We start from the raw sequence: 25282 nt of genomic DNA, 5'->3' as shown, positions 1-25282 counted from the left end.
TGGCGCGATGGGCGAACTCGACAACCTCCTGCAACGCAACCGCGACTGGGCCGAACGCGTTTCGCGCGACGACCCGGATTTCTTCAACCGTCTGTCCAGCCAGCAGACCCCCAAGTACCTGTGGATCGGCTGTTCCGATTCGCGCGTGCCGGCCAACCAGATCCTGGGGCTCGACCCCGGCGAGGTCTTCGTGCATCGCAATGTGGCCAATGTGCTTTCGCACGGCGACCTCAATGCACTGTCGGTGATCCAGTTCGCTGTCGACGTGCTCAAGGTCGAGCACATCCTGCTGGTCGGTCATTACGGCTGCGGCGGCGTCCAGGCCGCCCTGACCGGCACGCGGGTCGGCCTGGTCGACAACTGGCTGCGCCACGTTTCCGATCTCGCCTACAAGCACGAGGATCTGCTGGCATCGGTCCAGGACGACACCCAGCGCCACGCGCGGATGTGCGAGCTCAACGCGATCGAGCAGGCGCTCAACGTCTGCCAGACCACGGTGGTGCGCGATGCCTGGGCGCGTGGACAGCCGCTGGCGGTCCATGGCTGGGTGTACGCCCTGGGCGACGGCCGCGTGCGCGAACTGTCGATGGACGTGTCCGGCCCCGAGCAGATCACCCCCGCCTACCGCGCCGCCGTCGCCAAGGTGGCCTCGGTCGCCGCGCGCGGCGAGCGCGATGACTGAGGCGGTCCACGCCGCTTCCGCGCCCGCCCCGGTCGGGCGCTACCCGCATGCGCGCCGTGCCGGTGGCCTGCTGTTCCTGTCGGGCATCGGCCCGCGCGACCCGGCGACCGACGCGGTGCCGGGCAACGTGCTCGATGCCGACGGCCGCGTGGTCGCGCGCGACATCGCAGCGCAGACCCGCGCGGTGCTCGCCAATGTCCGCACCGTGCTCCAGGCCAGCGGCGCGTGTTGGGAAGACCTGGTCGACGTGACCGTCTACCTGACCGACATGGCGGACTTCGCCGTCTACAACGCGGTCTGGGCCGAGCATTTCCCCGACCCCGCCGCCGCGCCCTGCCGCACGACGCTCGGCATCGATGCGCTGCCCACGCCGATCGCGATCGAAATGAAGTGTGTGGCGGCCATTGGCCGCCATCCCACGTCCCTCTCCCGCCCTGCGGGAGAGGGGGGGACCATCGGCGGAGCCGATGGTGGGGTGAGGGCCACGGACGCCGACGCACCAGCATCCATGAAGGAATAAGCCAATGATCCCGGGACCGATCAACCTGCAGGCCTGGATCGACACGCACCGCGAGCTGCTCAAGCCTCCGGTCGGCAACAAGTGCATCCACGATGGCGACTTCATCGTGATGATCGTCGGCGGGCCCAATGCGCGGACCGACTACCACTACGACGAGGGCCCGGAGTGGTTCTTCCAGCTCGAGGGCGAGATGGTGCTGCGCATCCAGGAGGACGGCCGCCCGCGCGACATCCCGATCCGCGCCGGCGAGACCTTCCTGCTGCCGCCCAAGGTGCCGCATTCGCCGCAGCGCAGCGCCGGCTCGGTCGGACTGGTGATCGAGCGCAAGCGCCTGCCGCATGAGCGCGACGGTCTGTTGTGGTTCTGCGAGCGCTGCAACCACACGTTGTTCGAGCACTACTTCACGCTGCACGACATCGAGCAGGACTTCCCGCCGGTGTTCGATCGCTTCTACGGCGCGATCGACCTGCGCACCTGCGAGGCCTGTGGCCACGTCAATCCGCGCCCCGCCCGATACGACCTCGAAACGCCAGCAGATATCACCTGACCCCATCGATCCAATGGATTGGAGATTGACCATGTGCAACACCATCACGACGCTCCTGCTGTCCGGATTGCTTGCCACGATCGCGCCTCTGCATGCCCAGGTGGCCGACAACGCCGAACTGGCGAGTCTGTACCGCGACGACCAGAAGGTCCGCGACAGCACGGATATCGACTGGACCGTGGTGTCGCACGAAGACGCACAACGGCGTGCGCGCGTGCTCGTGCTGCTCGGTGAAGGCCAGTTGCGGACAGCGACCGATTACTTCAACGCCGCATTGGTGTTCCAGCACGGCAGCGACCTGGCGGACTATCGCATCGCACACGCCCTAGCGACGCTGGCCGCGACGCTCGACCCCGAGCGGGCGAACTATCGCTGGCTCGTTGCCGCGTCCTGGGACCGCATGATGACGGCGCAGTTGCAACCGCAGTGGTACGGCACCCAGTTCCAGGGCAGCGATGAGGGTCTGTTCCTGTACCCGGTCGCCGAGGATGCAGTCGACGATGCGGAGCGCACGCGGATGGGCGTACCGACGCTCGCCCAATCGCAGGCCAAGGTCGGCGAGATGGCGGCATCGGTGGGCCAGCAGCCGCGGCCAGTTCCTCCATCGATCGAACAACTGCGGCTCGAACGCGGTGCGGGCCGCACAGCCAGCCCCTGAACCCGCTGTGCGCCTGCGGCGTGATCGGCACGGGCCGCTCGTCTAGGATGGCGACATGCTGAAGATCGACATCCACGCCCATTACCTGCCGCGCGACTGGCCGGACCTGGCGGCCAAGTACGGCGAGGCGCGGTTTCCTGTCATCCACCACACCGCCGACGGGCGCCACCGGATCTACAAGGACGGGCGGTTCTTCCGCGAGATCTGGTCGCGGACCTGGGACGCGCGCGAGCGCATCGACGACTACGCGCGCTTCGGCGTGCAGGTCCAGGTGATCAGCACCGTACCGGTGATGTTCGGCTACTGGGCCAAGCCCGCGCACGCGCTGGAGCTGCACCAGGCGCTCAACGACCACATGGCCGCCACGGTCGCCGCCCATCCGCGGCACTACGCCGGCATCGGCACGGTGCCGCTGCAGTCGCCGCGGCTGGCGATCCAGGAGCTGGAGCGCTGCGTCGACCAGCTCGGCCTGCAGGGCGTGCAGATCGGCAGCCACGTCGGCGACTGGAACCTCGACGCGCCGGAGTTGTTCCCGTTCTTCGAGGCCGCCGCCGACCTGGGCGCAGCGATCCTGGTCCATCCCTGGGACATGATGGGCAGCGAGTCGATGCCCAAGTACTGGTTGCCCTGGCTGGTCGGCATGCCGGCCGAGCAGGCGCGTGCGGCCTGTTGCCTGGTCTTTGGCGGCGTGCTCGAGCGCTTGCCCAAGCTGCGCATCTGCATGGCGCACGGCGGCGGCAGTTTCCCGTACACGATCGGGCGCATCGAGCACGGGTTCAACATGCGTCCGGATCTGGTCGCCACCGACAATCCGCACAATCCGCGTCGCTACCTCAAGCGGCTGTACTTCGACTCCTGGGTCGCCGACCCGCGGGCGCTGCAGTACCTGCTCGACACCTGCGGCGCGGACCGGGTGATGCTCGGCACCGACTATCCCTTTCCGCTCGGCGAACAGGAACCCGGCGCAGGGATCGAGCAGCTCGCGCTCGACGACGTGGCCCGCGCCCGGCTCTACCACGGCACCGCGCTCGATTGGCTGGGCCTGCCGGCCAACCGCTTCGCCTGAAGTCCCTCTTTCGCATCCCCACGCGACCCCACCGGCTTTTCACGATGACCGACACCCACGCCCTGTTCACCGACGACTACGCCGCGACCGCCGACGCCGCCGACCCGCTCCGGCGCTTCCGCGCGCAGTTCCACATGCCGCGCTTCGGCGAGGTCGAACAGGCGTACTTCGTCGGCAATTCGCTGGGCTTGCAGCCGCGCGGTGCCCGCGCGCAGGTCGAGGACGTGCTCGACAAATGGGCGATGGAGGCGGTCGAAGGCCATTTTCGCGGCAACTCGCAATGGATGACCTATCACGCGCTGGTCGGCGCGCAGCTGGCCGAGGTCGTGGGCGCGCAACCGGAGGAAGTGGTCGCGATGAACTCGCTGACCGCGAACCTGCATTTTCTGATGGTCGGCTTCTACCGCCCGACCACCGAACGGCCGGCGATCCTGATGGAAGCCGGCGCGTTTCCGTCCGACCGCTACGCGCTCGAATCGCAGGTCCGCTTCCACGGCTTCGACCCGGCGACCGATCTGATCGAAGTGCAGCCCGGCGCCGACGGCCTGTTCGGCACGGACGCGATCGCCGCGGCGATCGCCGAGCACGGACACCGAATGGCGCTGGTGCTGTGGCCCGGGGTCCAGTACCGCACCGGCGAGGCGTTCGACCTGGCGGAAATCGTGCGCCTGGGCCACGCGGCGGGTGCGGTGGTCGGCTTCGACCTGGCGCACGCCGCCGGCAACCTGCCGCTGCGGCTGCACGACAGCGACGCCGATTTCGCGGTGTGGTGCCATTACAAGTATCTCAACAGCGGTCCCGGCGCCGTGGCCGGGGCTTTCGTGCATGCGCGCCACGCCCAGACCGATCGTCCGCGCTTTGCCGGCTGGTGGGGCCACGACGCGGCGACGCGCTTCCGCATGGGGCCGGACTTCCAGCCCACGCCCGGCGCCGAGGGCTGGCAGCTCAGCAATCCGCCGATCCTCGGCCTGGCGCCGCTGCGGGCCTCGCTCGACCTGTTCACCGAGGCCGGGATGCCGGCGCTGCGCGCCAAGTCCGAGCGCCTGACCGGCTATCTGGAAGCGCTGATCCACGCGCAGCTGTCGGAGGTGCTCGAGATCGTCACGCCCGCCGATCCTGCACGGCGCGGTGCGCAGCTGTCGCTGCGCGTGCGCGGCGGTCGCGAGCAAGGCCGCGCGCTGTTCCAGCACCTGTCCGACAACGGCGTGCTCGGCGACTGGCGCGAACCCGATGTGATCCGCATCTCGCCGGCACCGCTGTACAACCACCACGGCGACGTGTTGCGGTTCGTGCGCGCGGTGAAGCGCTGGCGCGACGCAGCGTGAGCGGCGCGGCACGCCAGCTGACCATCGTCGGCGCAGGCCTGGCCGGTGCACTGCTCGGCATCCTGCTCCGACGCCGGGGCTGGGAGGTCGACCTGTACGAGAAGCGTGGCGATCCGCGGCGTCTGGGCTACGCTGGTGGGCGTTCGATCAACCTGGCGCTGGCCGAGCGCGGCCGGCATGCGCTGCGCGCGGCCGATGCCGACGATGCGGTGATGCGGCACGCGATCATGATGCGCGGGCGCATGGTCCACACCGGCGCCGCCGCGCCGCAGTTGCAACGCTACGGTCGCGACGACGACGAGGTGATCTGGTCGGTGCATCGTGGCGATCTGAATGTCGTGCTGCTCGACCTGGCGCAGGCCGCCGGCGCCCGGCTGCATTTCGATGCCGGCCTGGATGCGGTCAACTTCGACTCCCGGCACGCGGTGTTCCGCAATCCCGGCAGCGGCGCAACCCGCGAGGTCCACTTCCATGCACTGGTCGGTGCCGACGGTGCCGGCTCGGCGCTGCGCGCGGCGATGCAGCGCGTGCGCGACCTCGGTGAGCGGGTCGATGTGCTCGATCATGGCTACAAGGAACTGGAAATCCCACCGTCGGCCGACGGCGGCTTCCGCATCGAGCCGCACGCCCTGCACATCTGGCCCCGCGGCCACTACATGTGCATCGCCCTGCCCAACGACGAGCGCACGTTCACCGTCACCCTGTTCCTCCCGCACCGCGCAGGCACCGACGGCGGCCCGGCGTTCGACCAGATCCACGATGTGGAGGCGGCGCAGGCGTTCTTCGCGCGCGAATTCCCCGACGCGCTGGCGCTGATGCCCGAGTTCCGCGCGCACTGGGCCGCCAATCCGGTCGGCCAGCTGGCCACGCTGTATCTCGACCGTTGGCATCTCGACGGCCGCGCGGTGCTGCTGGGCGATGCCGCGCACGCGATGGTGCCGTTCCACGGCCAGGGCATGAACTGCGCCTTCGAGGACTGCGTGGTGCTGGCCGATCAGCTCGACGCGCATGCCGATACCGCCGACGCATTCGCCGCGTTCGAGGCGCAGCGCCGACCCGACGCCGCCGCGATCCAGCGCATGGCGCTCGACAACTATCTGGAGATGCGCGACCGGGTCGACGATGCCGACTACCTGCTGCAGCGCGAACTCGAACTCGCCTTGCAGGCGCGTCACCCGGGCCGCTTCGTCCCGCACTACGCGATGGTGACCTTCATGCGCATCCCGTACTCGCTGGCGATGCGCCGCACCGATCTGCAACGCGGCATCCTCGAACGCGCAACGGCCGGCCACACCACGCTCGATACGCTGGACTGGCCGGCGATCGATGCCGAAGTGCGGGCGCAGCTGACGCCGCTGGAGGACACACCCGCATGATCGTGCCGCCGTCGCAACGGCTCGCAGTAACCAAGCGCCGATAACACCGCTTATGACTGATAGTTTTCTCTTCTACGATCGCGCCTCGACGAACCTGCCGCCCCCATCGCAATAAGGCCGTCGCAACGGCCTGCAGCAAAGAAGGGCCGATAGCACCGCTTACGACTGATAGTTTTCTCTTCTACGATTGCGCCTCGACGAACCCGCCGCACCCCATGGCAATAAGGCCGTCGCCACGGCTTGCAGCAATGAGGCGCCAGCAGCACCGCTTATGACCGATAGCTTTCTCTTCTACGATCTCGAAACCTTCGGCGCCGACCCGCGCCGCAGCCGGATCGCCCAGTTCGCGGCGATCCGCACCGATGCCGAGCTGGTGCAGATCGAGGACCCGATCGACTTCTTCGTACGGCCGGCCGACGACCTGCTGCCCTCGCCGGTCGCCACACTGATCACCGGCATCACACCGCAGCAGGCGCTGCGCGACGGCATGCCCGAGGCCGAGGCGTTCGCGCGGATCTTCGAGGAGATGGCGCGCCCGCGCACCTGCACGCTGGGCTACAACTCGCTGCGCTTCGACGACGAATTCGTCCGCTTCGGGCTGTTCCGCAACTTCCACGATCCCTATGAGCGCGAATGGCGGGGCGGCAACTGCCGCTGGGACCTGCTCGATGTGATGCGCCTGTGGCATGCCTTGCGGCCCGAGGGGCTGGTCTGGCCCACGCGCGACGACGGCGCGACCTCGTTCAAGCTCGAACACCTGGCCCTGGCCAACGATGTGCGCACCGGTGATGCCCACGAGGCGCTGTCGGACGTGCGTGCGCTGATCGGCCTGGCCCGGCGAATGCGCAGCGCCCAGCCACGGCTGTGGGACTACGCCGCCAAACTGCGCGACAAGCGCCACGCGGCCGCGATGCTCGACCCGGTCGCGATGAGTCCGGTGCTGCACGTCTCCCAGCGCTATCCGGCCGCACGGCTGTGCGCAGCGCCGGTGCTGCCGCTGGCGCGCCACCCGACGATCGACAGCCGCATCGTGGTGTTCGACCTCGACGCCGAGCCCGACGCCCTGCTCGATCTCGACGCCGATACCATCGCGGCGCGCGTGTTCGTGCGCGGCGCCGACCTGCCCGAGGGCGTCGCCCGCATCCCGCTCAAGGAAGTGCACAGCAACCGTTGCCCGGCTCTGGTCGCCTGGTCGCACCTGCGCGCGGAGGATTTCGCGCGTCTGTCGATCGATCCGGCGCTGGTCGAGCGGCGCGCCGCGCAACTGCGCGCAGCCGGTCCGGCACTGGCGGCGAAGATCCGCGCGGTCTTCGCGGCCGAGCGCGCGCATGGGCCATCGGATGCCGACGGCTCGCTGTACGACGGCTTCCTGGGCGACGGCGACCGCCGCCGGGTCGCCCGGGTCCGGGCCACGCCGCCGGCGCAGCTGCACGGGGCGGATTTCGGCTTCGAGGACCCGCGCCTGGACGAGTTGCTGTTCCGCTACCGCGCCCGCAACTGGCCCCACACACTGTCCCCGGATGAGCGCCACCGCTGGGACGAGTACCGCCGCCTGCGGCTCGGCCCCGGTACGACCGCGTCGGAACAGGACTTCGACGGCTACTTCACGCAGATCGACACGCTGCGCGCCGACCATGCACAGTCCCCCGCGCACCAGGCCTTGCTCGACGCGCTCGTCGACTGGGGCCGTGGCCTGCATTCGCACCTCTACCCCACCGCCCCCGCATGACCGCCTATTTCAGCGAGAAGAGCTTCCGATTCCTGCGCGCGCTTGCGCGCCACAACGACAAGGCCTGGTTCGAGGCCCACCGCAAGGATTACGAGGCGCACGTGCGCCAGCCGTTTCTGCGGCTGGTCGGAGACCTGCAGCCCGACGTCGCCGCGATCAGCCCGCATTTCCGCGCCGACACCCGCACCGTCGGCGGCTCGTTGTTCCGCATCCATCGCGACGCCCGTTTCTCGCACGACAAATCGCCGTACAAGACCTGGCAGGGCGCCCGGCTGTTCCACGAGCGGCGTCGCGAAGTTGCCGCGCCCTCGTTCTACGTGCACCTGGAGCCGGGCGCGAGCTTCGTCGGCGCCGGGCTCTGGCATCCCGAACCCCACACGCAACTCAAGGTGCGCCAGTTCATCCTGGAAAACCCCGGCAGTTGGAAGGCAGCCGCGCACGCGCCCAAGTTGCGGCGCCGCTTCGCGCTCGACGACAGCCAGATGCTGGTCCGCCCGCCGCGCGGCTTTCCGGCCGACTTCACCTACATCGACGATCTGCGCCATCGCAACTGGGCGTTCCTGCGACCGCTCGACGATGCGGCGATGGCCGCGCCCGGCCTCGACCGCACGATCGCCGCCGACCTCGCCGTGCTGGCACCGTTCGTCGACTATCTGTGCGCAGCGCTGGACCTGGAGTTCTGAGCCCCGGCGCGGCAGTGTTCAGCCGCTCGCTGGCACGCGGTCCCACAATGGTGTCGCCCCCTGTTCGGCCCGTCGCCCGATGAAGAAGCTCGCCTGGTTGTCCGCACTCGTCACCGCCCTGCTGCTGGCGTATACCGCGGCCGGGCCGTTCCTGACGATGCACGCCATCCGGGACGCGGTCCAGCGCGAGGATTCCAGAGCGCTGTCCAAGCAGGTGGATTTCCCGGCATTGCGCCAGAGCCTGCGTCTGCAGCTGTCGGACGCGCTGGTCCGACATGCCGGTGTCGACGTGCAATCGAGTCTGCTCGGTGCGCTCGCGTTGCGGGCGGCCGGCGGCACCGTGGGCACGGGCGTGGACATGATGGTCACGCCGATCGGACTGAGCGCGCTGATGCGTGGCCGGCGGCTGTGGGACCTGTCGAGCGGCGCCACACCGCCGATCGGTGGGGCGCGCGCGCCGGTATCCGACCCCCTGGCCGATGCGCACTGGCGCTATCACTCGCCGTCGCGATTCACCGCCACCGTGCGCGACGAGGAAGGCCGGCCGATCGTTTTCGTGCTCACGCGCACGGGGCTGCGCTGGCGACTGTCGGACATCCAGTTGCCGCTGTAGATCCGCCCCCTGGCGGCGACGCGTCGCAGGACTGGCCCCGACCGCGGACTGTGTCGTCTGACTACCGGCCCGAAGGCCCGATGCGCCCGCCGCGGCCCAGCGGCGGGTGGTAGAGCAGCAGGTACACACCGACCACCCAGACCGAGGCCGCGGCCCAGCCGGCGAGGATGTCGGAGGGGTAATGCACGCCCAGGTAGATGCGCGACAGTCCGACCATCGGCACGAACACCGCCATCGCCGCGACCGTCCACCAGCGCGTGCGCGTCGGCCACGTCAGCAGCACCAGCACCAATGCCAGGGTCATCGAGCCCATCGCATGGCCACTGGGAAAGCTGTAGGTCGCCTCGGGCGCGATCGACTCCCACAGGCTGGGCCGGTCACGCGCGAACAACTGCTTGGTCCCCAGGTTCAGCAGCGCCGAGCCGCCGGTCGCCAAGGCCGCGAACAGGCCATCGCGCCAGCGCCGCAGCGCCAGCAGCAGCACGACCAGACCGATGTCGACCGGCACCACGCCGCGCGCATAGCCGATCTGCGAGAAGAACAGAAACACCCGGTCGAAGCCGTCGCGCGCCATCTGGTTGGCGTACAGCAGCAACGGCTCGTCGAACGGGATCGCCTCGGCCTCGTGGACCTCGTCGGCCAGCTCCATGAAGCCCCACATCGGCAGCAGCACGCCGGCAAACAGCAGCGCCAGCTTCCAGCCGTGCTGGCGCAACAGGCCGCCGGTTTCGTGCGCGGCCTCGCGCGCCAGCGGGTGGTCAGCCGGCATCGGCACCGCGACCGTAGGTCCGGTGCACGTACTCGTCGACCAGCGCGACGAAGTCCTGGGCGATGGTCTCGCCGCGCAACGTGACGGCCTTCTCGCCGTCGATGAACACCGGCGCCGACGGCGCCTCGCCAGTCCCCGGCAACGAGATGCCGATATTGGCGTGCCGCGACTCCCCGGGGCCGTTGACCACGCAGCCCATCACCGCGAGCGTCATGTTCTCAGCCCCCGGGTGGGTGATCTTCCACTCGGGCATCTTCTCGCGCACATGGTCCTGCACCACGCCGGCCAGTTCCTGGAAGAACTCCGAGGTCGTGCGGCCGCAGCCCGGGCATGCGGTGACCATCGGCGTGAACGCGCGCAGGCCCATGGTCTGCAGCAGTTCCTGGGCGACCACGACTTCCTTGGTGCGCGACGCACCGGGTTCGGGGGTCAGCGAGATGCGGATCGTGTCGCCGATGCCTTCCTGCATCAGCAGCGCCAGCGCGGCGCTGGAGGCGACCATGCCCTTGCTGCCGATGCCGGCCTCGGTGAGCCCGAGGTGCAGCGCGAAATCGCAGCGCGCCGACAGGTCGCGATAGACCGCGACCAGCTCCTGCACGCCGCTGACCTTGGCCGAGAGCACGATGCGGTCGCGCCCCAGGCCCAGCTCCACCGCGCGTTCGGCCGAATCGACTGCCGAGCGGATCAGGGCCTCGCGCAGCACGCGCCCCGCATCCCAGGGCACGGCGCGGCGGGCGTTCTCGTCCATCAGGGTCGCGGCGAGCGACTGATCGAGCGAGCCCCAGTTCGCGCCGATGCGCACCGGCTTGCCGTAGCGGATCGCGAACTCGATCAGCTGCGCGAACTGCAGGTCCTTCTTCTTGCCGAAGCCGACATTGCCCGGGTTGATCCGGTACTTGGCCAGCGCCTGCGCACAGGCCGGCTCGCCGGCCAGCAACTGGTGACCGTTGTAGTGGAAGTCGCCGATGATCGGCACTTCGATGCCCTGCATCGCCAGCCGCTCGACGATCCGCGGCACCGCGGCGGCGGCCTCGGGCGTATTGACGGTGATGCGCACCAGTTCGGAGCCCGCCCGCCACAGTTCGCCGATCTGTCGCGCGGTGGACACCACGTCGGCAGTGTCGGTGTTGGTCATCGACTGCACGACCACCGGCGCATCGCCGCCGACGGCGACGCTGCCCACCCGGACCTGGCGCGTGGCGCGGCGCGGCGCGGGCCCGAACGGCGGCGTGGCCGCGGATTCGGGACGGAGATCGGAGAACGTCGGAGCGTCGGGCTGGGCGGACATCCGCGCAGTTTACCGGCTTGGCCCGAGCGGCGCTGACGCCCGCCAAAACGTCGCCGCGGCGCCGTCGCGATAGGCGCCCGCGCGCCGGTGCACTACGATGGCGCCCCATGCAATCGCAACCCCCCGCCACCGCCCTGCTGCGCACCCTCTACAGCCTGCGCTGGGCTGCGGTGGGTGGGCAGTCGCTGACCATCCTGTGGGCGACGCGCGGCTTCGACATGGGCCTGCCGGCCTGGCCGCTGTGGACCGCGGTGGCGGTGCTGGCGGTGTTCAACGTCGCGGTGCACCTGCGCCTGCGCAGCAGCCGCGATGCGGCGCCGGCCGAAGCCTTCGCGCATGTGCTGGTCGATACCGCGGTGCTGACCTGGCTGGTCGCCTGGACCGGCGGCATCGCCAACCCCTTCGCCTCGCTGTTCCTGCTGCCGATCGCACTGACGGCGATGGCGCTGCCGCCGGCCTGGGCGGTCGCCGCGGCGTTGTCGTGCGTGAGCGGCTACATGCTGTCGGTGCACTTCGGCCAGCCCTTACCCCACCTGCATGACCGGTTCGATCTGCACCTGGCCGGCATGGCGGTCAACTTCTTCGTCTCCGTGGCGCTGGTGCTGTACTTCCTGACCCGGCTGGCGAGCGCCCGCGATCGCCGGGAACGCGAACTTGGCGACCTGCGCGACCGCTTCGTCCGCAACGAGGGCATCCTCGCGCTTGCCACTCACGCCGCGTCGGTCGCCCACGAGCTCAATACCCCGCTGGGCACGATGACGCTGGTGCTCGACGACGTCGACACCGCGGCCCTGCCCGCCACCACCGCCGAAGACATCGCGATGCTGCGGCGGCTGGTGGATACCTGCCGCGATCGCGTGCGCTCGCTCGCCAATCCCGCCGACCCGGCCGCCAGCCGGCTGGTCGATATCGGCCGGGTGCTCGACCACTGGCAACTCGTGCGTCCGACCGTGGTGTTGGTGCGCAGCGGCAACGTCGAGCCGCAACTGCGGGTCGACCGCACGATCGGCCACCTGCTGCTGGCGCTGCTCAACAATGCCGCCGACGCCAGCGCAGCCAACGGCAGCCAGCAGGTCGATCTGCGCCTGCAGCTCGACGACGGCATGCTCGATGGTGCGATCCGCGATTACGGCACCGGATTCGACGCCCAGGCGCCGTTCCTGCCGGTCCTGTTCCGCAGCGGCAAGCCCGACGGCCTCGGCGTCGGTCTGGCGCTTTCGCATGCGGCGATCGAACAACTGGGTGGCGAACTCGACCTGGAGGAGGCGGACGGCGGCGGTGCGGTGCTGCACTTCCGCGTCCCGGTCGACGCGCGCCATGCCGACGCTCCCAAGGAAACGACACGATGAAAGGCCTGCTGGTCGACGACGACACCCTGTACCTGGAAGCGCTGCGGCGCGCCCTGACCCGCCGCGGGATCGACTGCGAGGTCGCGCCCGACATCCCGACCGCGCTCGAGGTTGCCGCGCGCATCGCGCCCGACTTCGCGCTGGTCGATCTCAAGCTCGCCGATGCCTCCGGGCTGTCGTTGATCGAGCCGCTGCGCGCGATCCGTGCCGACATGCGCATCCTGCTGGTCACCGGCTACGCCAGCATCGCGACCGCGGTCGAGGCGATCAAGCGCGGCGCCGACGACTACCTGCCCAAGCCGGTATCGGCCGACACCCTGCTGCGGATCCTGCACAACACCGAGCCGGTGCCGACCGCCGCCGCGAGCGACCTCGATGACGGGCCGAGCGTCGAGAGCCCGACGATGATCCCGCTGCACCGGCTGGAGTGGGAGCACATTCAGCAGGCGCTGGCCGAGACCGGCGGCAATATTTCCGCGACCGCGCGCCTGCTCGGCATGCATCGCAGGTCGTTGCAGCGCAAACTCGCCAAGCGGCCCGGCCCCGAGCGGCGCCCGCTGTCGGAGTGAACCGGCGGCCGCGCGCCGCCGTTGCGTTTGACCGAGGCCGATACGCGCCCGCGCTTAGGCCCTGCGCGCCGGGCGCGGATCAATCGCCCGGCGCGGCCGCCAGCCGATAAACCGTCGATGCCCGCTGTTCGCCCTGCCAGGGATCGAACGCGCGCACCTCCACTCGATGTGTGCCGACCGGCAGATCGGTCGCGAGCGCACCGCGCCACAGGTGCGGCGACAGGTCGGCCTCGGGCGAGCGGTCGCGTCCGCGCAGGCTGTCGGCGAGATCGTCGCGCGCATTCTCGAGCACCAGTCGCGGGTCGGCGCGTTCGACCCGGCGCATCGGCCGCCAGTCGCCATCGCCGATGCGGTACTCGACCCGCGTGTCCGGCTGCCCCATGTAGACATTGGCGTAGACACCCCAGGCCGGATACGCGCCCTGGCGCAGCACGCCCGGCGCATGCAGCGCCATCGCCGCAGTGGTCGCGGGCTCGTCGGCCGGCAGCCGTGCCGGCTGCCAGGCCAGCTGATAGCTGCCATCGGCCTGGACGCGCAGCGTGGCGAAGCCGTTCGGTGTGCCGTCGGCCATGGTCGCCGCCGGAATGCCATCGGCATCGGGTGCGCCGCTCCAGAACGCCCCGCTCGCGGCGCCGACGTTGTATTCGTGCAAGGGGGTGGCGCCCTCCCAGCCTTGCGCCGCGCCGTGACGCACGTGGCGCTGAGTGTGCCGGTGCCCTGTGAGCAGCAGCACGCGCGGGAAGCGCGCCAACAACGCGAACAAGCGCGCGCGGTCGGCGCTGCGGACGGTCTCTGGCGCACCCTCTGCGGCGGTGTCGAACCAGGGAATGTGCGCGCCGACAACCAGCAGCCGATCGGTGCGGGCGCGCGCCAGATAGGCCTCGACGAACGCGAACTGGTCCTCGCGTAGACCACCGACATAAGAAGGACGCTGGCCGGGCTGGTGGAGGACGTTGTCGAGCATCAGGAAACTGGCCTGCGGCTCCTCCCAGGCATAGGTCTCGGGCCCATAGACCGCGCGATAGGACGCCGTCGAGCCGGGGTCGTCAGTCGCCTCGACATCCAGGTCATGGTTGCCCGGCACGTGCAGCCACGGCACATCGAGCTGCGCGGTCGCGGCATTGATCGCCGGATACAGCGCCGGCACATCGTTGCCGACATCGCCCAGCACCAGGCCGAGCGCCGCCGGTGTCCGCGCTGCTGCGGCGACCACGCTGCGCGCGTAGTAGTCGACTTCCGCCTCGCGGCCGGCTTGCGGATCGGCGAACACCAGCACGTCCAGCGCATCGGCGGCCGGGGGCCACGGGCGCAGCGCAAAGTGACAATCATCGCCGCGGCCCGGCGACGCCCAGTGCCGCGGCAACGCACCGTCGCGCGCGAGCGCGTAGCCGGCCGGCTTGATGACGAACGCCGAACCACCGGTCAGGCCGCCGAATCGTCCGTCGGCATCGGTCTCGACGATCCGCACGCCATCGGACACGCCAATGGCCGCGATACCGGGCTCGTCTGCATCCTGCCGGCCATTGCCGTTGCGATCCTCGAACACGATGCCGCTATCGCAGGCCAGCGTGGGCGTGGACATCCCGCCCAGCAATGCGAGCAGGGCGGGCAACGACAACAACGAACACGAGCGCAACATGGCAGACATCCGGCAGCGAACAAGCGCGCCGATTATGCACCGCGCCTCTGACCGCCGATCCCGAGCCGCCTCATGGCTGCAGGCGCAGTTGGGAATCGAAGCGTCGGCGACGGCCGTCGAGCGGGTCCTCGAACGCCAGCGATGCGGCGAGCAGTTGCAGCATGGGCGCGTGGTCGTCGGCCTCACGCAGCTCCGGATACCAGGGGTCATGCAGGATCGGCGCACCGAGCGCGGCAAGATGCACGCGCAACTGGTGCTTGCGGCCCGTGACCGGCTCGAGCCGATAGCGCCAGCAATCGGGCATGCGCTCGCGCACGTCGATCCGGGTTTCGCTGTTAAGCGCGCCGGCGCATTCGCGCATGCGGAAGAATGGCACGCCGCGCTCGATGCGGCTGCGGTGAACGTACGGGAACGTCAGATGCGGCAACGGCGGCGCGAGTGCCTCATAGGATTTGTCGATGCGCCCCTCGCGAAACAGCGCGTGATAGGCCGCGCGCGTTCCAGGCTCGGCCGAGAACAGCACCAACCCGGCGGTCGCGCGATCGATCCGGTGCAATGGCACCAGATGCGGATTGTCCAGCCGTTCGATCAACCGGTGCAGCAAGGTCTGCCGGACGAAGCCACCTGCCGGCACCACCGGCAAGCCGTGCGGCTTGTCGGCGACCACCAGATGCGCATCGATATGCACGATGCGCTCGACCGCCGCGACGATCGGCTCCTCTTCGACCTCGCGGTAATAGGCGACCTCCAGGCCCACGCGATAGGCCGCATCCATCGCCAGCGGCGTCACCTCGTCGGCCGCCAGCACCCGTCCGCGCGCGAAGCGCGATTCCCAAGTCGATCGCGGAATCTGCGGGAACCGCGCGCACAAGGCCTCGAGCACCGTGCGCCAGGGCCCGGGCGGCAGCTGCAACCGGCTTGCGGACACGCCGTCGTACAGCGGCAGCGGCCGCCGTATCATGCCCGCGTCCCGGCCCCGGTCATCGGGTCGGCAGCCCCATTTCCTCCAGCAGCGCCGGCGCCGGATAGACCTTGGCCATCAGCCAGCGCATGTAGCGCATGTCGACATGGATGGCGCGCTTGCTGCGCGGGTCGAACCACCAGCTGGCACTGACCGACTCCCAGTTGCTGTCGAAGTTCAGTCCGACCAGCTCACCGCGGGCATCGAGCACCGGCGAGCCGGAGTTGCCGCCCGTGGTGTCGAGGTTGGTCAGGAAGTTGACCGGCTGGCTGCCCAGCGTTGGCTCGTCGGTGCCGGCGAAGTCGCCACGCGCGATCGCATCGAGCAGCGGGGCCGGGGCATCGAACGGCGCCTGTCCGGTGTGCTTTTCGACGATGCCGGCCACCGTGGTGACCGGCGCGTAGGCGACCGCATCGCGCGGGGCCAGCGGTTCGACCCGGCCGAAGCTGACCCGCAAGGTGCCATTGGCATCGGGATAGACCGCGCGCCCCTGCGAGGCGCGCCAGGCGACCAGGGCGCGCATATAGGCCGGGCGCAGCCGCAGCTGCTCGCCCTCGCGGGTCTTGCGGGCGTCCTCGGCCTGCAGTTGCGCGGCGACCAGCGGCCCGGCCAGCGCGACGAGTGGATCGTGGGCCAGCGCCCGGCCCTCGCGCGCCGCCTCGAAGCGCGACAGCCGCTGCGCTTCCTCACCCAGCGCGGTGCCTGCATAGAGCGCGTCGAGCGCGCTCGCCAGGGCGGCGGGCGTGCGCCCGAACGCCGCGTCGAACGCCGGCAGCCGCTGCGCGTCGGGCAACTGCTGGTAGCGGCCGAGCAGCACCGTCAGCAGCGCCTTCTCGCCCTCGGGCGCGTAACGTCGCTGCGCCTGGCGCAGCACGCCTTCGATCAGCGCGTGGTCGCGCTGCTGGTAGCCGCGCTCGCGCTGCGCGTCGGGTTTGGCCGACTCGATGCGCAGGCGCTCGAGCAGCAGCGCACTGCGCAGCACCTGGGTCTGGCTGGCAATCAGTTCGAGCAGTTGCTCGCCCTCGCCGGCGGCATTGCCCTGCGCAAGCACCGCCTGCAGCGCGGCGATGTCGCGCGCGTCCTCGCCGCCGGTCGCAGCGAGCATCGCGTCCTCGTCGGCGCGACGCTGGCGCACCGCATCACTACGCACCAGGCCCTCAAGCTCGCCGGCCGCACGCTTGCGGCGGTTCTTCAAGGTCTGCAACTGCGCGGCGTAGCGCGTCCGGACTTCGGCATCGTCGCGGCCGACCGCCTCGACGGCCGCGATCAAGGCATCGAACACCGCGACCCGCTGCGGCAGCACCTGCCCGACCTGCGCTTCGAACTCGGCCGCCGTGCGATGGCGGAACGTCGTGCCCGGATAGCCGGCGAGCATCGCGTAGTCGCCGGCATGCAGACCGTTGCGGGCGATCTGGAGGTGCGCCGGCGGCGCATAGGGCACGTTGTCCGGGCTGTAGTCGGCCGGACGTCCGTCGCGCCCGACGTAGGCACGCAGCAGCGTGAAGTCGCCGCTGTGCCGGGGCCACATGAAATTGTCGATCTCGTCGCCGTAGTTGCCGATTGCGCGCGGCGGTGCATAGACCAGGCGCACATCGCGCAGTTCCAGTTGCCGGATCAGGTAGAAGTCGCTGCCGTAGTCCATGTTGGCGACGCTGCAACGGACCTCGCCCCCCTGCTCGCAATCGGCGACCAGGCGCTTGCCGGCCGCCTCGACCGCATCGTGGTAGGCGCGGCCGTCCAGGCCGCGCGCATCGGCGAGCACCGTGTCGGTCACCCGGTCGAAACCGACGGTCACCAGCACGCGGAAATCGGGATTGGACGGGCGTTCGTCGGCGCGGCCGTCGGCAATGAAGCCCGCATCGATGATGTCGCGCTCGGGGCTGCTGTTGTACTGGATCACGCCGTAGGCGACGTGGTGATTGGTCAACAGCAGGCCATCGCCGGAGACGAAGGCGCCGGTGCCACCGCCAACGCGGACCACCGCGCTGAGCGGCGGGCGGGTCACGTCGGCCAGCGCCCGCGCGTCGCCACGGAAACCGGCCTGACGCATCTGCGCGGCGATATCGGGCAATTGACCGGGCAACCACATGCCTTCATCGGCATGGGCGGTGGCGGACAACAGCAGGCCGGCCGCGAGGGCGGCAGTCAGTGGGCGTTTGGAAAGCATGGCGAGGATCCGAAAAGAGCACGACGGCACAGTCGGCGACCATAGCCAGCCCGGCGCGCGCCGACAACGCCCATCGGTCACGCCCACGGTTAATGCCCCGTCAAGCGCAGCGACCTGTGCGGTCACGTCCACATCATAGGCAGCTTGCGAGCATGCGCGCCATGCCAGTCGCTCCCGATCCACGTCGCCCCCATTCCGAAACGTTCCTGACTCCGAGCACCCCGCCCGCCCTGCGGCTACGCGAGGATGCCTGGGATCTGATCGCCGCCGACGGCCCGGTCATCACGACTGCGATCCACGACGGTCACTTGCTGCGTCCGGCATTGCACGATCGTGTCGCGCTCGACGAGGACGCGCGTTGGCGCGAAGAAGATCCACTGACCAGTCTGCTCGGCCAGGTCGGCGATGTGCGCTTGCGTGTGCGCACCTCGCGCTTCGAGGTCGACCTCAACCGGCCCCGCGACCAGGCCATCTACGCCACGCCCGAGGCGGCTTGGGGCCTGCAGGTCTGGGCTTCGCCGCTGACCGAGGCCGAACGCGCAGCGTCGCTGGCGCTGTACGACCGCTTCTACGCGATGGTCGGCGAGCTGATCGATCGGACCGTCGACCGCTGGGGCTGTGCCCTGCTGATCGACCTCCACAGCTACAACCATCGCCGCGACGACGCCCACGCCGATCCGGCGCCGCAGGCCGACAATCCAGATATCGAGCTGGGCGTGACCACGCTCGACCACGCCCGCTGGGGCGGCACCGCGCGCCGCTTCGCCAATGTACTGCGTCGGCATCCGGTGCGTGGCGTGCTGCCCGACGTGCGCTGCAATGTGCGGTTCCCGACCGGCGGCCATTTCCCCGAATGGGTCTATGCGCACTGGGGCGATCGCGTCTGCACGATCTCGCCCGAGTACAAGAAGATCTTTATGGACGAATGGACCGGGCAGGTCGACATCCCCGCGCTCTATGCCCTGCGCGACGGGCTGCAGCAGGCCGTGGAGGCGGTCCGTCCGGAGTTCCTGGCATGAGCGCCGACGCCATCGCGATGGCCCGGCCCCGGGCGCGCGCCCTGCCCCCGGTAGCGGCGCAGATCGACGCAACGCTGGCGCGCATGGACGCGCAACTGGACTGGCTGATCGCCCTGTCACCGCTCGACGGCGAGGCCCTGTGGCGCCAGTTCGACGCCACCGGTCGGATGGTCGAGCCGCAACTGCGTTACGTCGATCTGGAGACCGATCTGGCGGCCGCCCGCCGCACGCTCGATGCGCTGCCGATCGGCGAGGTCGCGCCGCCCGCCCTGCAGGCCCTGCTGGCCGAGAAACAACGCGAACTCAGCCGCATGATCGACCTGGTCCAGGCGCGCGACCAACCGGACTTCATCGCCGCCAGCATCGCGCTGTTCGGCGCCGTCGAGTCCGATCTGCTGGACCTGGCCCGACGCATCCTCGCCGACGTCCCGGCCGGCGAGCCGCTGGTGGCCGATGCCGGCATCGACGACGTGCGCGCGGCGGTGGAGTCGGAGATCGACTGGTATCGCGCACAGGCGCCCGATTTCCATATCGAGGTCGTGGTCGATACCGACATCAGCTCGATGCTGATGGTGTCCCACGGCACGTTCTACATCGACGGCAACATCCGTCTGCCGCACGCGCGCGTCGATCCCTTGATCCAGCACGAAATCGGCACGCATGTCGTGACCCGTCACAACGGCCAGCAGCAGGCGCTGCGTCAATTGCAGGTCGGGCTGGCGCAGTACGACCCGACCCAGGAAGGCCTGGGCGTCCTGGCGGAGTTTCTCGCCGGCTACCTGCCCGGCGAACGCCTGCGCGTGCTCGCCGCCCGTGTGGTCGCCGCAGCGATGGCCGCCAACGGCGAGGGCCTGCCGGCGATCTTCGACCGGCTGCATACCCACCATGCGCTGCCGACCGACGATGCCTTCGATGTAGCACTGCGTGCGCGCCGCGGCGGCGGACTGACCAAGGACGCGGTCTATCTGCGCGGGGTGCGCGACCTGTTGGCGTATTTGGCCGCAGACGGCGAGTTCGATGCGCTGTTCCTGGGCAAGTTCGCCCTGTCGCAATTGGAGCTGCTCGAGAGCCTGGTCGATGACGGCTGGGTGGTGCCGCCCGCACTGCTGCCGCGCTACGCCGCGGCCGACGATTTTTCCGCCCGTCTCGACGCATGCCGCCGCACGCCGGTCGAATGCCTCCATCAGACCCACCGCCCCCCGGAACCCACACCATGAGCGCCAGCGAGCACGCCCCGATGCGATTGGGCTTCGTCGTCAACGACGTCGACACCGAGCAGGACAACTACACCACCATTCGCCTCGCGCGTCAGGCGGTCCATCGCGGCCATCAGGTCGCGCTGATCGGCCTGGGCGACTTCACTTACGATGCTGGCGGCACCATCCGCGCCTGCGCACGCATTCCGCGCCTGGAACGCTACGAAGATGATCGTGCGCTGCTCGCCGACCTCCAGGGTCCCGAGCGTCAGACCGAACGGATCTCGGTGCAGGACCTGGATGTGCTGATGCTGCGCAGCGACCCGGCCGAAGAACTGGTCGAACGCCCATGGGCGCCGAGCAGCGCGCTGCTGTTCGCTCAGTTGGTGGCGCTGCACGATGTGCTCGTCGTCAACGACCCCACGCACCTGACCGACGCGTCCAACAAGACCTATTTCCAGCATTTCCCCGAGGACGTACGCCCGGTCACCTGCATCAGCCGCGACGCCGAGGAGATCAAGGCCTTCCTCGCCGCCCACGACGGCTGCGGCGTGATCAAGCCGTTGCAGGGATCTGGCGGCCAGGGCGTATTCGTCGTCGACGGCAACGGCGCCGGCAACCTCAACCAGATGATCGATGCGGTGACCCGCGACGGCTACGCGATCGCGCAGGAATACCTGCCCGGCGCCAAGAACGGCGACCTGCGCTTGCTGATGCTCAACGGCCGCCCTCTGGAGGTCGATGGAACCTATGCCTGCATCCGCCGCTACAACGACAGCGGCGATGCACGCAGCAACATCAGCGCCGGCGGCAAGTACGAGATGGCGGTGCCCGATGCCGACGCGTTGCGCCTGGCCGAGCTGGTCGCACCGAAGTTGATCCGTGACGGCATGTACTTTGTCGGCTTGGACATCGTCGGCAACAAGTTGATGGAAGTGAACGTCGACACGCCGGGCGGGATCAACATGGTCGAAGAGCTGACCGGCCTGGACTTCAGCGGCGCGATCCTCGACGACCTCGAGCGCAAGCTGCGTCTGCGTCGCCATTACGGCCGCACGCTCGGCAACGCCGAACTGGCGATGCTCTAAAAGCCGCACGCCGCACGGTGGCAGGACCGTGCGGCGCGCACCGCCTCAACGACAACCAATCATTCCGGGGCCGGGCCGGCGGGCACCGGCGCATCGCTGCGTCCGCGCACGATCCGGACCGGCACCGATTTCGCGGCCGGCACGTGGCTGTCGATCGCGTGGTGGGCGACCGGGATCAGCGGATTGCATTCGGGATAGTAGGCGGCGATGCACCCGGACGGAATCAGATACGGCACCGCGCGCAGGCCGCCGACTTCGCGGCGCACACCATCGTCGACATCGGTGACCAGCGCGATCTGCTCGCCCTCCTCGATGCCGAGCGCACGGATGTCGTCGGCATTCATCAGCACAACGCGGCGCGTGCCCTCGATCCCGCGGAACCGGTCGCGATAGCCGTAGACCGTGGTGTTGAACTGGTCGTTGCTGCGGACCGTCAGCAGCCGGTAGCGCCCGGGACGATCCTCGAAGCCGGTCGCCGACAGCACCTCCGGCACATGGAACTCGGCCTTGCCGCTTTCGGTCTGCCAGCGCCGCTCGCGCGCCGCGACCGGACGCGGGAAACCGCCGGGCACGTGCAGCCGCGCATTGAAATCCGGGAACTGCTCGGGATAGGTCGCCTCGATCGCGTCGCGGATCTTGGCGTAGTCGTCCACCCAGGCCTGCCAGGGCACCTGCGATCGATCGGCGACCGTCGCCAGCGCGATGCCGGCGACGATCGCCGGTTCCGAGCGCAGATGCGGACTGGCCGGACGACTGGTGCCCAGCGAGCCGTGGATGCAGGTGGTGCTGTCCTCGACAGTGACCCGCTGCGGCCCGCTCGCCTGCACATCTTGCTCGAGCCTGCCCAGGCACGGCAGCAACAGCGCGGTACGCCCGCACAGCAAATGGCTGCGGTTGAGCTTGGTGGCCACCTGCACGGTCAGCGCCATGTTGCCCCAGTGCGCCTCTAGCGGCCCGGTCTCGGGTGCGGCCCGTGCGAAGTTGCCGCCCAGCCCGATGAATGCATGGACCGAGCCGTCGAGAATGCCCTCGACGGTCGAGACCGTATCGCGGCCCTTCTTGCGCGGCGCCTGGAACCCGTACTGCGCCTCCAGGCGGTCGAGCGGTACCAGCTCGGGCTTTTCGGAGATACCGACCGTGCGCTGGCCTTGGACGTTGGAGTGACCGCGCACCGGGCAGATGCCGGCGCCCGGGCGGCCGACATTGCCGCGCATCAAGGCCAGGTTGCACAGCATGCGGACGTTGTCGACGCCGTGGCGATGCTGGGTCAGGCCCATGCCGTAGACCAGGATGGTGGCCTTGGCGCGCGCATAGACACCGGCGGCGGCTTCCATGTCGGCCCGCGACAGGCCCGATTCGCGCTCCAGCTCCGCCCAGTCGCTGGCCCGCAGCGACGCTGCGAACGCCTCGAAGCCATGCGTGTGCTCGGCGATGAAGTCCACGTCGAGCACGCGCGCCTCGCCGGCCGCCACCGCGGCATCGTCGAGCGCCAGCACGGCCTTGGCGATGCCCTGCAGCACCGACAGGTCGCCGCCGGCCCGCACCTGGAAGTAGGCGTTACTGATCCGCGTCGACTGGCCGGTCGCCATCGCCAACGGCTCCTGCGGATTGGTGAACCGCTCCCAGCCGCGCTCGTACAGCGGATTGAAGGTGATGATCTCCGCGCCGCGCCGGCTGGCGTCCTGCAACGGATGCAGCATGCGCGGACTGTTGACGCCGACATTCTGGCCGAACGATAGGATGCAATCGCAATGCTCGAAGTCGTCCAGCAACACCGTGCCCACCGGCACGCCGATGCTTCTGGGCAGTCCCACCGACGTGCTTTCGTGGCACATATTGGAGCTGTCGGGCAGGTTGTTGTTGCCGTAGACACGCGCCAGCAACCCGTACATGTACGAGGTCTCCAGCGACGCACGGCCGGACGCGTAGAACACCACACGCTCGGGTTCGAGCGCGCGCAGCTCGCGCCCGATCAGCGCGAAGGCGTCTTCCCACGAGATCGGCACATAGCGATCGCGTTGCGCGTCGTAGCACATCGGCTCGACCAATCGGCCTTGCGCTTCTAGGTCGTAGTCGGCCCACTGCCGCAGTTCGGACAGCGAGTGGGCCTCGAAGAACGCGGCGTCGGCGCGCGCTTCGTCGAGTTCCCACATCGTCGCCTTGGCGCCGTTCTCACAGAACTCGAAGGCGTGCGCCTGGGCAGGCTTGGCCCAAGAGCAGCTGACGCAGGCAAAGCCGTCAACCTTGTTCTGCCGCGCCAACTGGCGCGCGCCTTCGACACTGGGAGCGTCGGGACCCAGGCCGTGCCGCGCCAGCGACTGGACCGAGCCCCAACCGCCTGCGGGGCCTTCGTAGCCGCCGATCCGGATCTGTGCCATCGTCCGTCCTTACGAGCGAATGACAGCTGACGCTAACGCGCCGGCGCTCACGCATACGTGAACACATCGCGGTGAACACCTCGATGTGACCAGACCCATGTCACCCGGACAGTACGTTGCCATGGCAGGCAGACACTCAATCGGCGAGTTCCCAGAAGGCGCGGATCAACGGTTCGGCCTCGTCCCAGGCCACGCTGTCGTCGTGGCGCAAGCGCAACCAACCAGCCTCCAGGCGCGCGGCGCAGTCCTCCCAAGGCACTGTGCCCAGGTACTCGCGCGCCATCTGTCCATAGATGCAACACAGTTCGACATCATCGGTGCCCATGCGACGCTCCTGTCGTCTGCGATCCCCGAGGCCACACCATCCGCGGCAGCCTGCCTCGAGCTTGCAACCTTGTGCTCGGCGGGTCTGTGCGATACCGAACGTATTCAGCCTGCGTATGCGCGGTTTCGCACATACGACACCCCATTCAGCAACGAGAATCCATCGTTTACTGAATGCTTCGGATCCAAGTGCACCGCATGAACAGGAATGCGCCCTGGGCGCCGCTCAATGGACTGCTTCAGGACCTGCCGCCGGAGGTCTGCGATCGCATGGGCAAGGATTTGCAGCTGGTCGAGCTGCCGGTGGGCAAGGTCCTGCACGAGGCGGGCGCAAGCCGCTCCACGCTGTATTTCCCCCGCGAGGGCATCGTCTCGATCCTGTACGCACTGGAAAACGGCGACACCAGCGAAGTGGCGATGATCGGCAACGAGGGCGTGGTCGGCGCCGGCCTGCTGGCCGGCGCACGCAGCGTGCCGTTGCGCGCAGTGGTCCAGGTCGGTGGAGAAGCGCTTGCGCTCCGGGCCGAGGCCGCGCAGCGCGAGTTCCAGCTCGGCGGCGCGTTCCAGGCCATCATTCTGCGCTACATGCAGGCGCTGCTGACGCAGACGGCGATGACCGGGGTCTGCAATCGCCACCACACGGTGGACCGCCAGCTGTCGCGCTGGCTGTTGCTGGTCAACGATCGCATCGGCACCACCGAGATCAAGATGACCCAGGAGCAGATCGCGCACCTGCTGGGCGTGCGCCGCGAGGGCGTGACCGAAGCCGCACGCCGGCTGCAGGACGAAGGATGCATCCGCTATAGCCGGGGGCTGATCCAGGTGCTCGAGCCGGCCTCGCTGCTTGACCGCGCCTGCGAGTGCTACGAGGTCATCCGCAGCGAGTACGACCGCCTGTTGCGCGAACCGCTCGAACCCGAGCGCTGAAGCAGGCCGTCCTCACCCGCCGTTGGCCTGGCGCTGCGGCATCATGCGGCCTCCCGACCGGAGGTTTGCAATGAGCCAGACGCCGCCGCGCATCCACGTCGCGCGCACCGAGATCGATGCGCTCGAACGTCATATCCGACTGCTGCATGACGAAGCCATCGTCCAGGTGACCCTGGCCGACGGCACCCAGGTCGAAGGCGTCGTGTCGGTGCGGCCGACACTGGAAACATTCCGCACCGCCGACGGCGACGAAGGCCACAATGCGCGGTTGCGGCTCGACGACCTGGAAGACCCGGCGGTGCCGCACTACGTCTGGGTCGGCGACATCATCGCGATCGAACAGATCGGCAGCGCCTGAGCCTGCAGGCGCGCGACAAGCGACCTGCCCTTGCGCAGCCGGCTCAAGCGA

General features: G+C 69.2%; 24 protein-coding genes. 17 read left to right on the top strand and 7 right to left on the bottom strand.

What is annotated here, in order from left to right; genetic code table 11:
* Nucleotides 1-7: 7 nt before the first annotated feature.
* From can to WAF18_RS13580, 10 genes are all read left to right on the top strand, one after another.
* A complete protein-coding gene (gene can, locus WAF18_RS13625; protein WP_337245595.1) occupies nt 8-682 on the top strand; it encodes a carbonate dehydratase in 675 nt (224 codons plus the stop codon).
* Nucleotides 675-1202: a RidA family protein gene (locus tag WAF18_RS13620; protein WP_337245594.1), complete on the top strand. Its 528-nt coding sequence runs from the start codon at nt 675-677 to the stop codon at nt 1200-1202. The genes can and WAF18_RS13620 overlap by 8 nt, the downstream gene beginning before the upstream one ends.
* A 4-nt stretch (nt 1203-1206) precedes the next feature.
* Nucleotides 1207-1749 (top strand): 3-hydroxyanthranilate 3,4-dioxygenase, encoded by a 543-nt coding sequence (locus tag WAF18_RS13615; protein ID WP_337245593.1) that lies wholly within the window; start codon nt 1207-1209, stop codon nt 1747-1749.
* 31 nt (nt 1750-1780) lie between these two features.
* Nucleotides 1781-2407: a hypothetical protein gene (locus WAF18_RS13610; protein ID WP_337245592.1), complete on the top strand. Its 627-nt coding sequence runs from the start codon at nt 1781-1783 to the stop codon at nt 2405-2407.
* A 55-nt stretch (nt 2408-2462) separates the two neighbouring features.
* Entirely contained in the window at nt 2463-3473 is a 1011-nt protein-coding gene (locus tag WAF18_RS13605) for an amidohydrolase family protein (RefSeq protein WP_337245591.1), read from the top strand.
* Between the two features lie 44 nt (nt 3474-3517).
* Nucleotides 3518-4798 (top strand): kynureninase, encoded by a 1281-nt coding sequence (kynU, locus tag WAF18_RS13600; protein WP_337245590.1) that lies wholly within the window; start codon nt 3518-3520, stop codon nt 4796-4798.
* Nucleotides 4795-6174, top strand: coding sequence for an NAD(P)/FAD-dependent oxidoreductase (locus WAF18_RS13595; RefSeq protein ID WP_337245589.1), 1380 nt, complete (start codon nt 4795-4797; stop codon nt 6172-6174). The genes kynU and WAF18_RS13595 overlap by 4 nt, the downstream gene beginning before the upstream one ends.
* Before the next feature lie 271 nt (nt 6175-6445).
* Nucleotides 6446-7903 (top strand): exodeoxyribonuclease I, encoded by a 1458-nt coding sequence (gene sbcB, locus WAF18_RS13590; protein WP_337245588.1) that lies wholly within the window; start codon nt 6446-6448, stop codon nt 7901-7903.
* Complete coding sequence (locus tag WAF18_RS13585) at nt 7900-8586, top strand: DUF2461 domain-containing protein (RefSeq protein ID WP_337245587.1); 687 nt, start codon at nt 7900-7902, stop codon at nt 8584-8586. Before sbcB ends, WAF18_RS13585 begins: the two co-directional genes overlap by 4 nt.
* A 79-nt stretch (nt 8587-8665) precedes the next feature.
* Complete coding sequence (locus tag WAF18_RS13580) at nt 8666-9199, top strand: DUF2939 domain-containing protein (RefSeq protein ID WP_337245586.1); 534 nt, start codon at nt 8666-8668, stop codon at nt 9197-9199.
* Between the two features lie 61 nt (nt 9200-9260).
* On the opposite strand, the gene WAF18_RS13575 is transcribed toward WAF18_RS13580, so the two are convergent.
* Both WAF18_RS13575 and ispG read right to left on the bottom strand, forming a co-directional pair.
* A complete protein-coding gene (locus tag WAF18_RS13575; RefSeq protein ID WP_337245585.1) occupies nt 9261-9968 on the bottom strand; it encodes a phosphatase PAP2 family protein in 708 nt (235 codons plus the stop codon).
* The gene (ispG, locus tag WAF18_RS13570; protein ID WP_337245584.1) at nt 9958-11256 is read right to left on the bottom strand and encodes a flavodoxin-dependent (E)-4-hydroxy-3-methylbut-2-enyl-diphosphate synthase; all 1299 of its coding nucleotides are present in this window, start codon (nt 11254-11256) and stop codon (nt 9958-9960) included. Before ispG ends, WAF18_RS13575 begins: the two co-directional genes overlap by 11 nt.
* A 107-nt stretch (nt 11257-11363) precedes the next feature.
* Between ispG and WAF18_RS13565 the strand changes: the two genes are divergently transcribed.
* Both WAF18_RS13565 and WAF18_RS13560 read left to right on the top strand, forming a co-directional pair.
* Nucleotides 11364-12605 (top strand): ATP-binding protein, encoded by a 1242-nt coding sequence (locus tag WAF18_RS13565; RefSeq protein WP_337245583.1) that lies wholly within the window; start codon nt 11364-11366, stop codon nt 12603-12605.
* Complete coding sequence (locus WAF18_RS13560) at nt 12602-13174, top strand: response regulator (RefSeq protein WP_337245582.1); 573 nt, start codon at nt 12602-12604, stop codon at nt 13172-13174. The genes WAF18_RS13565 and WAF18_RS13560 overlap by 4 nt, the downstream gene beginning before the upstream one ends.
* 79 nt (nt 13175-13253) lie before the next feature.
* On the opposite strand, the gene WAF18_RS13555 is transcribed toward WAF18_RS13560, so the two are convergent.
* The 3 genes from WAF18_RS13555 to WAF18_RS13545 all read right to left on the bottom strand — a co-directional run bounded on the left by WAF18_RS13555 (nt 13254) and on the right by WAF18_RS13545 (nt 17941).
* Nucleotides 13254-14813: a calcineurin-like phosphoesterase C-terminal domain-containing protein gene (locus WAF18_RS13555; RefSeq protein ID WP_337245581.1), complete on the bottom strand. Its 1560-nt coding sequence runs from the start codon at nt 14811-14813 to the stop codon at nt 13254-13256.
* Between the two features lie 70 nt (nt 14814-14883).
* On the bottom strand, nt 14884-15774 hold the full coding sequence (locus WAF18_RS13550) for a pseudouridine synthase (RefSeq protein WP_337245580.1): 891 nt from the start codon (nt 15772-15774) through the stop codon (nt 14884-14886).
* A 19-nt stretch (nt 15775-15793) separates the two neighbouring features.
* A complete protein-coding gene (locus WAF18_RS13545; RefSeq protein WP_337245579.1) occupies nt 15794-17941 on the bottom strand; it encodes a S46 family peptidase in 2148 nt (715 codons plus the stop codon).
* 161 nt (nt 17942-18102) lie between these two features.
* Between WAF18_RS13545 and WAF18_RS13540 the strand changes: the two genes are divergently transcribed.
* Genes WAF18_RS13540 through WAF18_RS13530 form a run of 3 tightly spaced genes read left to right on the top strand, consistent with a single transcriptional unit; the run spans nt 18103 to nt 21244 of the window.
* Complete coding sequence (locus WAF18_RS13540) at nt 18103-18960, top strand: N-formylglutamate amidohydrolase (RefSeq protein WP_337245578.1); 858 nt, start codon at nt 18103-18105, stop codon at nt 18958-18960.
* A complete protein-coding gene (locus WAF18_RS13535) occupies nt 18957-20177 on the top strand; it encodes a tyrosine/phenylalanine carboxypeptidase domain-containing protein (RefSeq protein ID WP_337245577.1) in 1221 nt (406 codons plus the stop codon). Before WAF18_RS13540 ends, WAF18_RS13535 begins: the two co-directional genes overlap by 4 nt.
* The gene (locus WAF18_RS13530; protein WP_337245576.1) at nt 20174-21244 is read left to right on the top strand and encodes a glutathione synthetase; all 1071 of its coding nucleotides are present in this window, start codon (nt 20174-20176) and stop codon (nt 21242-21244) included. The genes WAF18_RS13535 and WAF18_RS13530 overlap by 4 nt, the downstream gene beginning before the upstream one ends.
* Before the next feature lie 59 nt (nt 21245-21303).
* Here WAF18_RS13530 and WAF18_RS13525 read toward each other — a convergent pair whose 3' ends face one another.
* Together WAF18_RS13525 and WAF18_RS13520 are read right to left on the bottom strand one after the other, a co-directional pair.
* Nucleotides 21304-23622, bottom strand: a complete 2319-nt coding sequence (locus tag WAF18_RS13525; protein WP_337245575.1) for an FdhF/YdeP family oxidoreductase — start codon at nt 23620-23622, stop codon at nt 21304-21306.
* A 136-nt stretch (nt 23623-23758) separates the two neighbouring features.
* Nucleotides 23759-23947, bottom strand: a complete 189-nt coding sequence (locus WAF18_RS13520) for a hypothetical protein (RefSeq protein ID WP_337245574.1) — start codon at nt 23945-23947, stop codon at nt 23759-23761.
* A 197-nt stretch (nt 23948-24144) separates the two neighbouring features.
* Between WAF18_RS13520 and WAF18_RS13515 the strand changes: the two genes are divergently transcribed.
* Together WAF18_RS13515 and WAF18_RS13510 are read left to right on the top strand one after the other, a co-directional pair.
* A complete protein-coding gene (locus WAF18_RS13515) occupies nt 24145-24873 on the top strand; it encodes a Crp/Fnr family transcriptional regulator (RefSeq protein ID WP_337245573.1) in 729 nt (242 codons plus the stop codon).
* 70 nt (nt 24874-24943) lie between these two features.
* Entirely contained in the window at nt 24944-25231 is a 288-nt protein-coding gene (locus WAF18_RS13510; protein WP_337245572.1) for a DUF3247 family protein, read from the top strand.
* Nucleotides 25232-25282 lie beyond the last annotated feature (51 nt).

This window comes from Luteimonas sp. gir (assembly GCF_037198055.1).
GTDB classification, from domain to species: Bacteria; Pseudomonadota; Gammaproteobacteria; order Xanthomonadales; family Xanthomonadaceae; genus Luteimonas; species Luteimonas citri_A.
This window is presented reverse-complemented; position numbering and strand designations above follow the sequence as displayed.

Coding starts and splice junctions, on each gene's coding strand:
- can (WP_337245595.1), top strand. CDS start 8: ATGGGCGAACTCGACAACCTCCTGCAACGCAACCGCGACTGGGCCGAA.
- WAF18_RS13620 (WP_337245594.1), top strand. CDS start 675: ATGACTGAGGCGGTCCACGCCGCTTCCGCGCCCGCCCCGGTCGGGCGC.
- WAF18_RS13615 (WP_337245593.1), top strand. CDS start 1,207: ATGATCCCGGGACCGATCAACCTGCAGGCCTGGATCGACACGCACCGC.
- WAF18_RS13610 (WP_337245592.1), top strand. CDS start 1,781: ATGTGCAACACCATCACGACGCTCCTGCTGTCCGGATTGCTTGCCACG.
- WAF18_RS13605 (WP_337245591.1), top strand. CDS start 2,463: ATGCTGAAGATCGACATCCACGCCCATTACCTGCCGCGCGACTGGCCG.
- kynU (WP_337245590.1), top strand. CDS start 3,518: ATGACCGACACCCACGCCCTGTTCACCGACGACTACGCCGCGACCGCC.
- sbcB (WP_337245588.1), top strand. CDS start 6,446: ATGACCGATAGCTTTCTCTTCTACGATCTCGAAACCTTCGGCGCCGAC.
- WAF18_RS13585 (WP_337245587.1), top strand. CDS start 7,900: ATGACCGCCTATTTCAGCGAGAAGAGCTTCCGATTCCTGCGCGCGCTT.
- WAF18_RS13580 (WP_337245586.1), top strand. CDS start 8,666: ATGAAGAAGCTCGCCTGGTTGTCCGCACTCGTCACCGCCCTGCTGCTG.
- WAF18_RS13575 (WP_337245585.1), bottom strand. CDS start 9,968: ATGCCGGCTGACCACCCGCTGGCGCGCGAGGCCGCGCACGAAACCGGC.
- ispG (WP_337245584.1), bottom strand. CDS start 11,256: ATGTCCGCCCAGCCCGACGCTCCGACGTTCTCCGATCTCCGTCCCGAA.
- WAF18_RS13565 (WP_337245583.1), top strand. CDS start 11,364: ATGCAATCGCAACCCCCCGCCACCGCCCTGCTGCGCACCCTCTACAGC.
- WAF18_RS13560 (WP_337245582.1), top strand. CDS start 12,602: ATGAAAGGCCTGCTGGTCGACGACGACACCCTGTACCTGGAAGCGCTG.
- WAF18_RS13555 (WP_337245581.1), bottom strand. CDS start 14,813: ATGTTGCGCTCGTGTTCGTTGTTGTCGTTGCCCGCCCTGCTCGCATTG.
- WAF18_RS13550 (WP_337245580.1), bottom strand. CDS start 15,774: ATGATACGGCGGCCGCTGCCGCTGTACGACGGCGTGTCCGCAAGCCGG.
- WAF18_RS13545 (WP_337245579.1), bottom strand. CDS start 17,941: ATGCTTTCCAAACGCCCACTGACTGCCGCCCTCGCGGCCGGCCTGCTG.
- WAF18_RS13540 (WP_337245578.1), top strand. CDS start 18,103: ATGCCAGTCGCTCCCGATCCACGTCGCCCCCATTCCGAAACGTTCCTG.
- WAF18_RS13535 (WP_337245577.1), top strand. CDS start 18,957: ATGAGCGCCGACGCCATCGCGATGGCCCGGCCCCGGGCGCGCGCCCTG.
- WAF18_RS13530 (WP_337245576.1), top strand. CDS start 20,174: ATGAGCGCCAGCGAGCACGCCCCGATGCGATTGGGCTTCGTCGTCAAC.
- WAF18_RS13525 (WP_337245575.1), bottom strand. CDS start 23,622: ATGGCACAGATCCGGATCGGCGGCTACGAAGGCCCCGCAGGCGGTTGG.
- WAF18_RS13520 (WP_337245574.1), bottom strand. CDS start 23,947: ATGGGCACCGATGATGTCGAACTGTGTTGCATCTATGGACAGATGGCG.
- WAF18_RS13515 (WP_337245573.1), top strand. CDS start 24,145: ATGAACAGGAATGCGCCCTGGGCGCCGCTCAATGGACTGCTTCAGGAC.
- WAF18_RS13510 (WP_337245572.1), top strand. CDS start 24,944: ATGAGCCAGACGCCGCCGCGCATCCACGTCGCGCGCACCGAGATCGAT.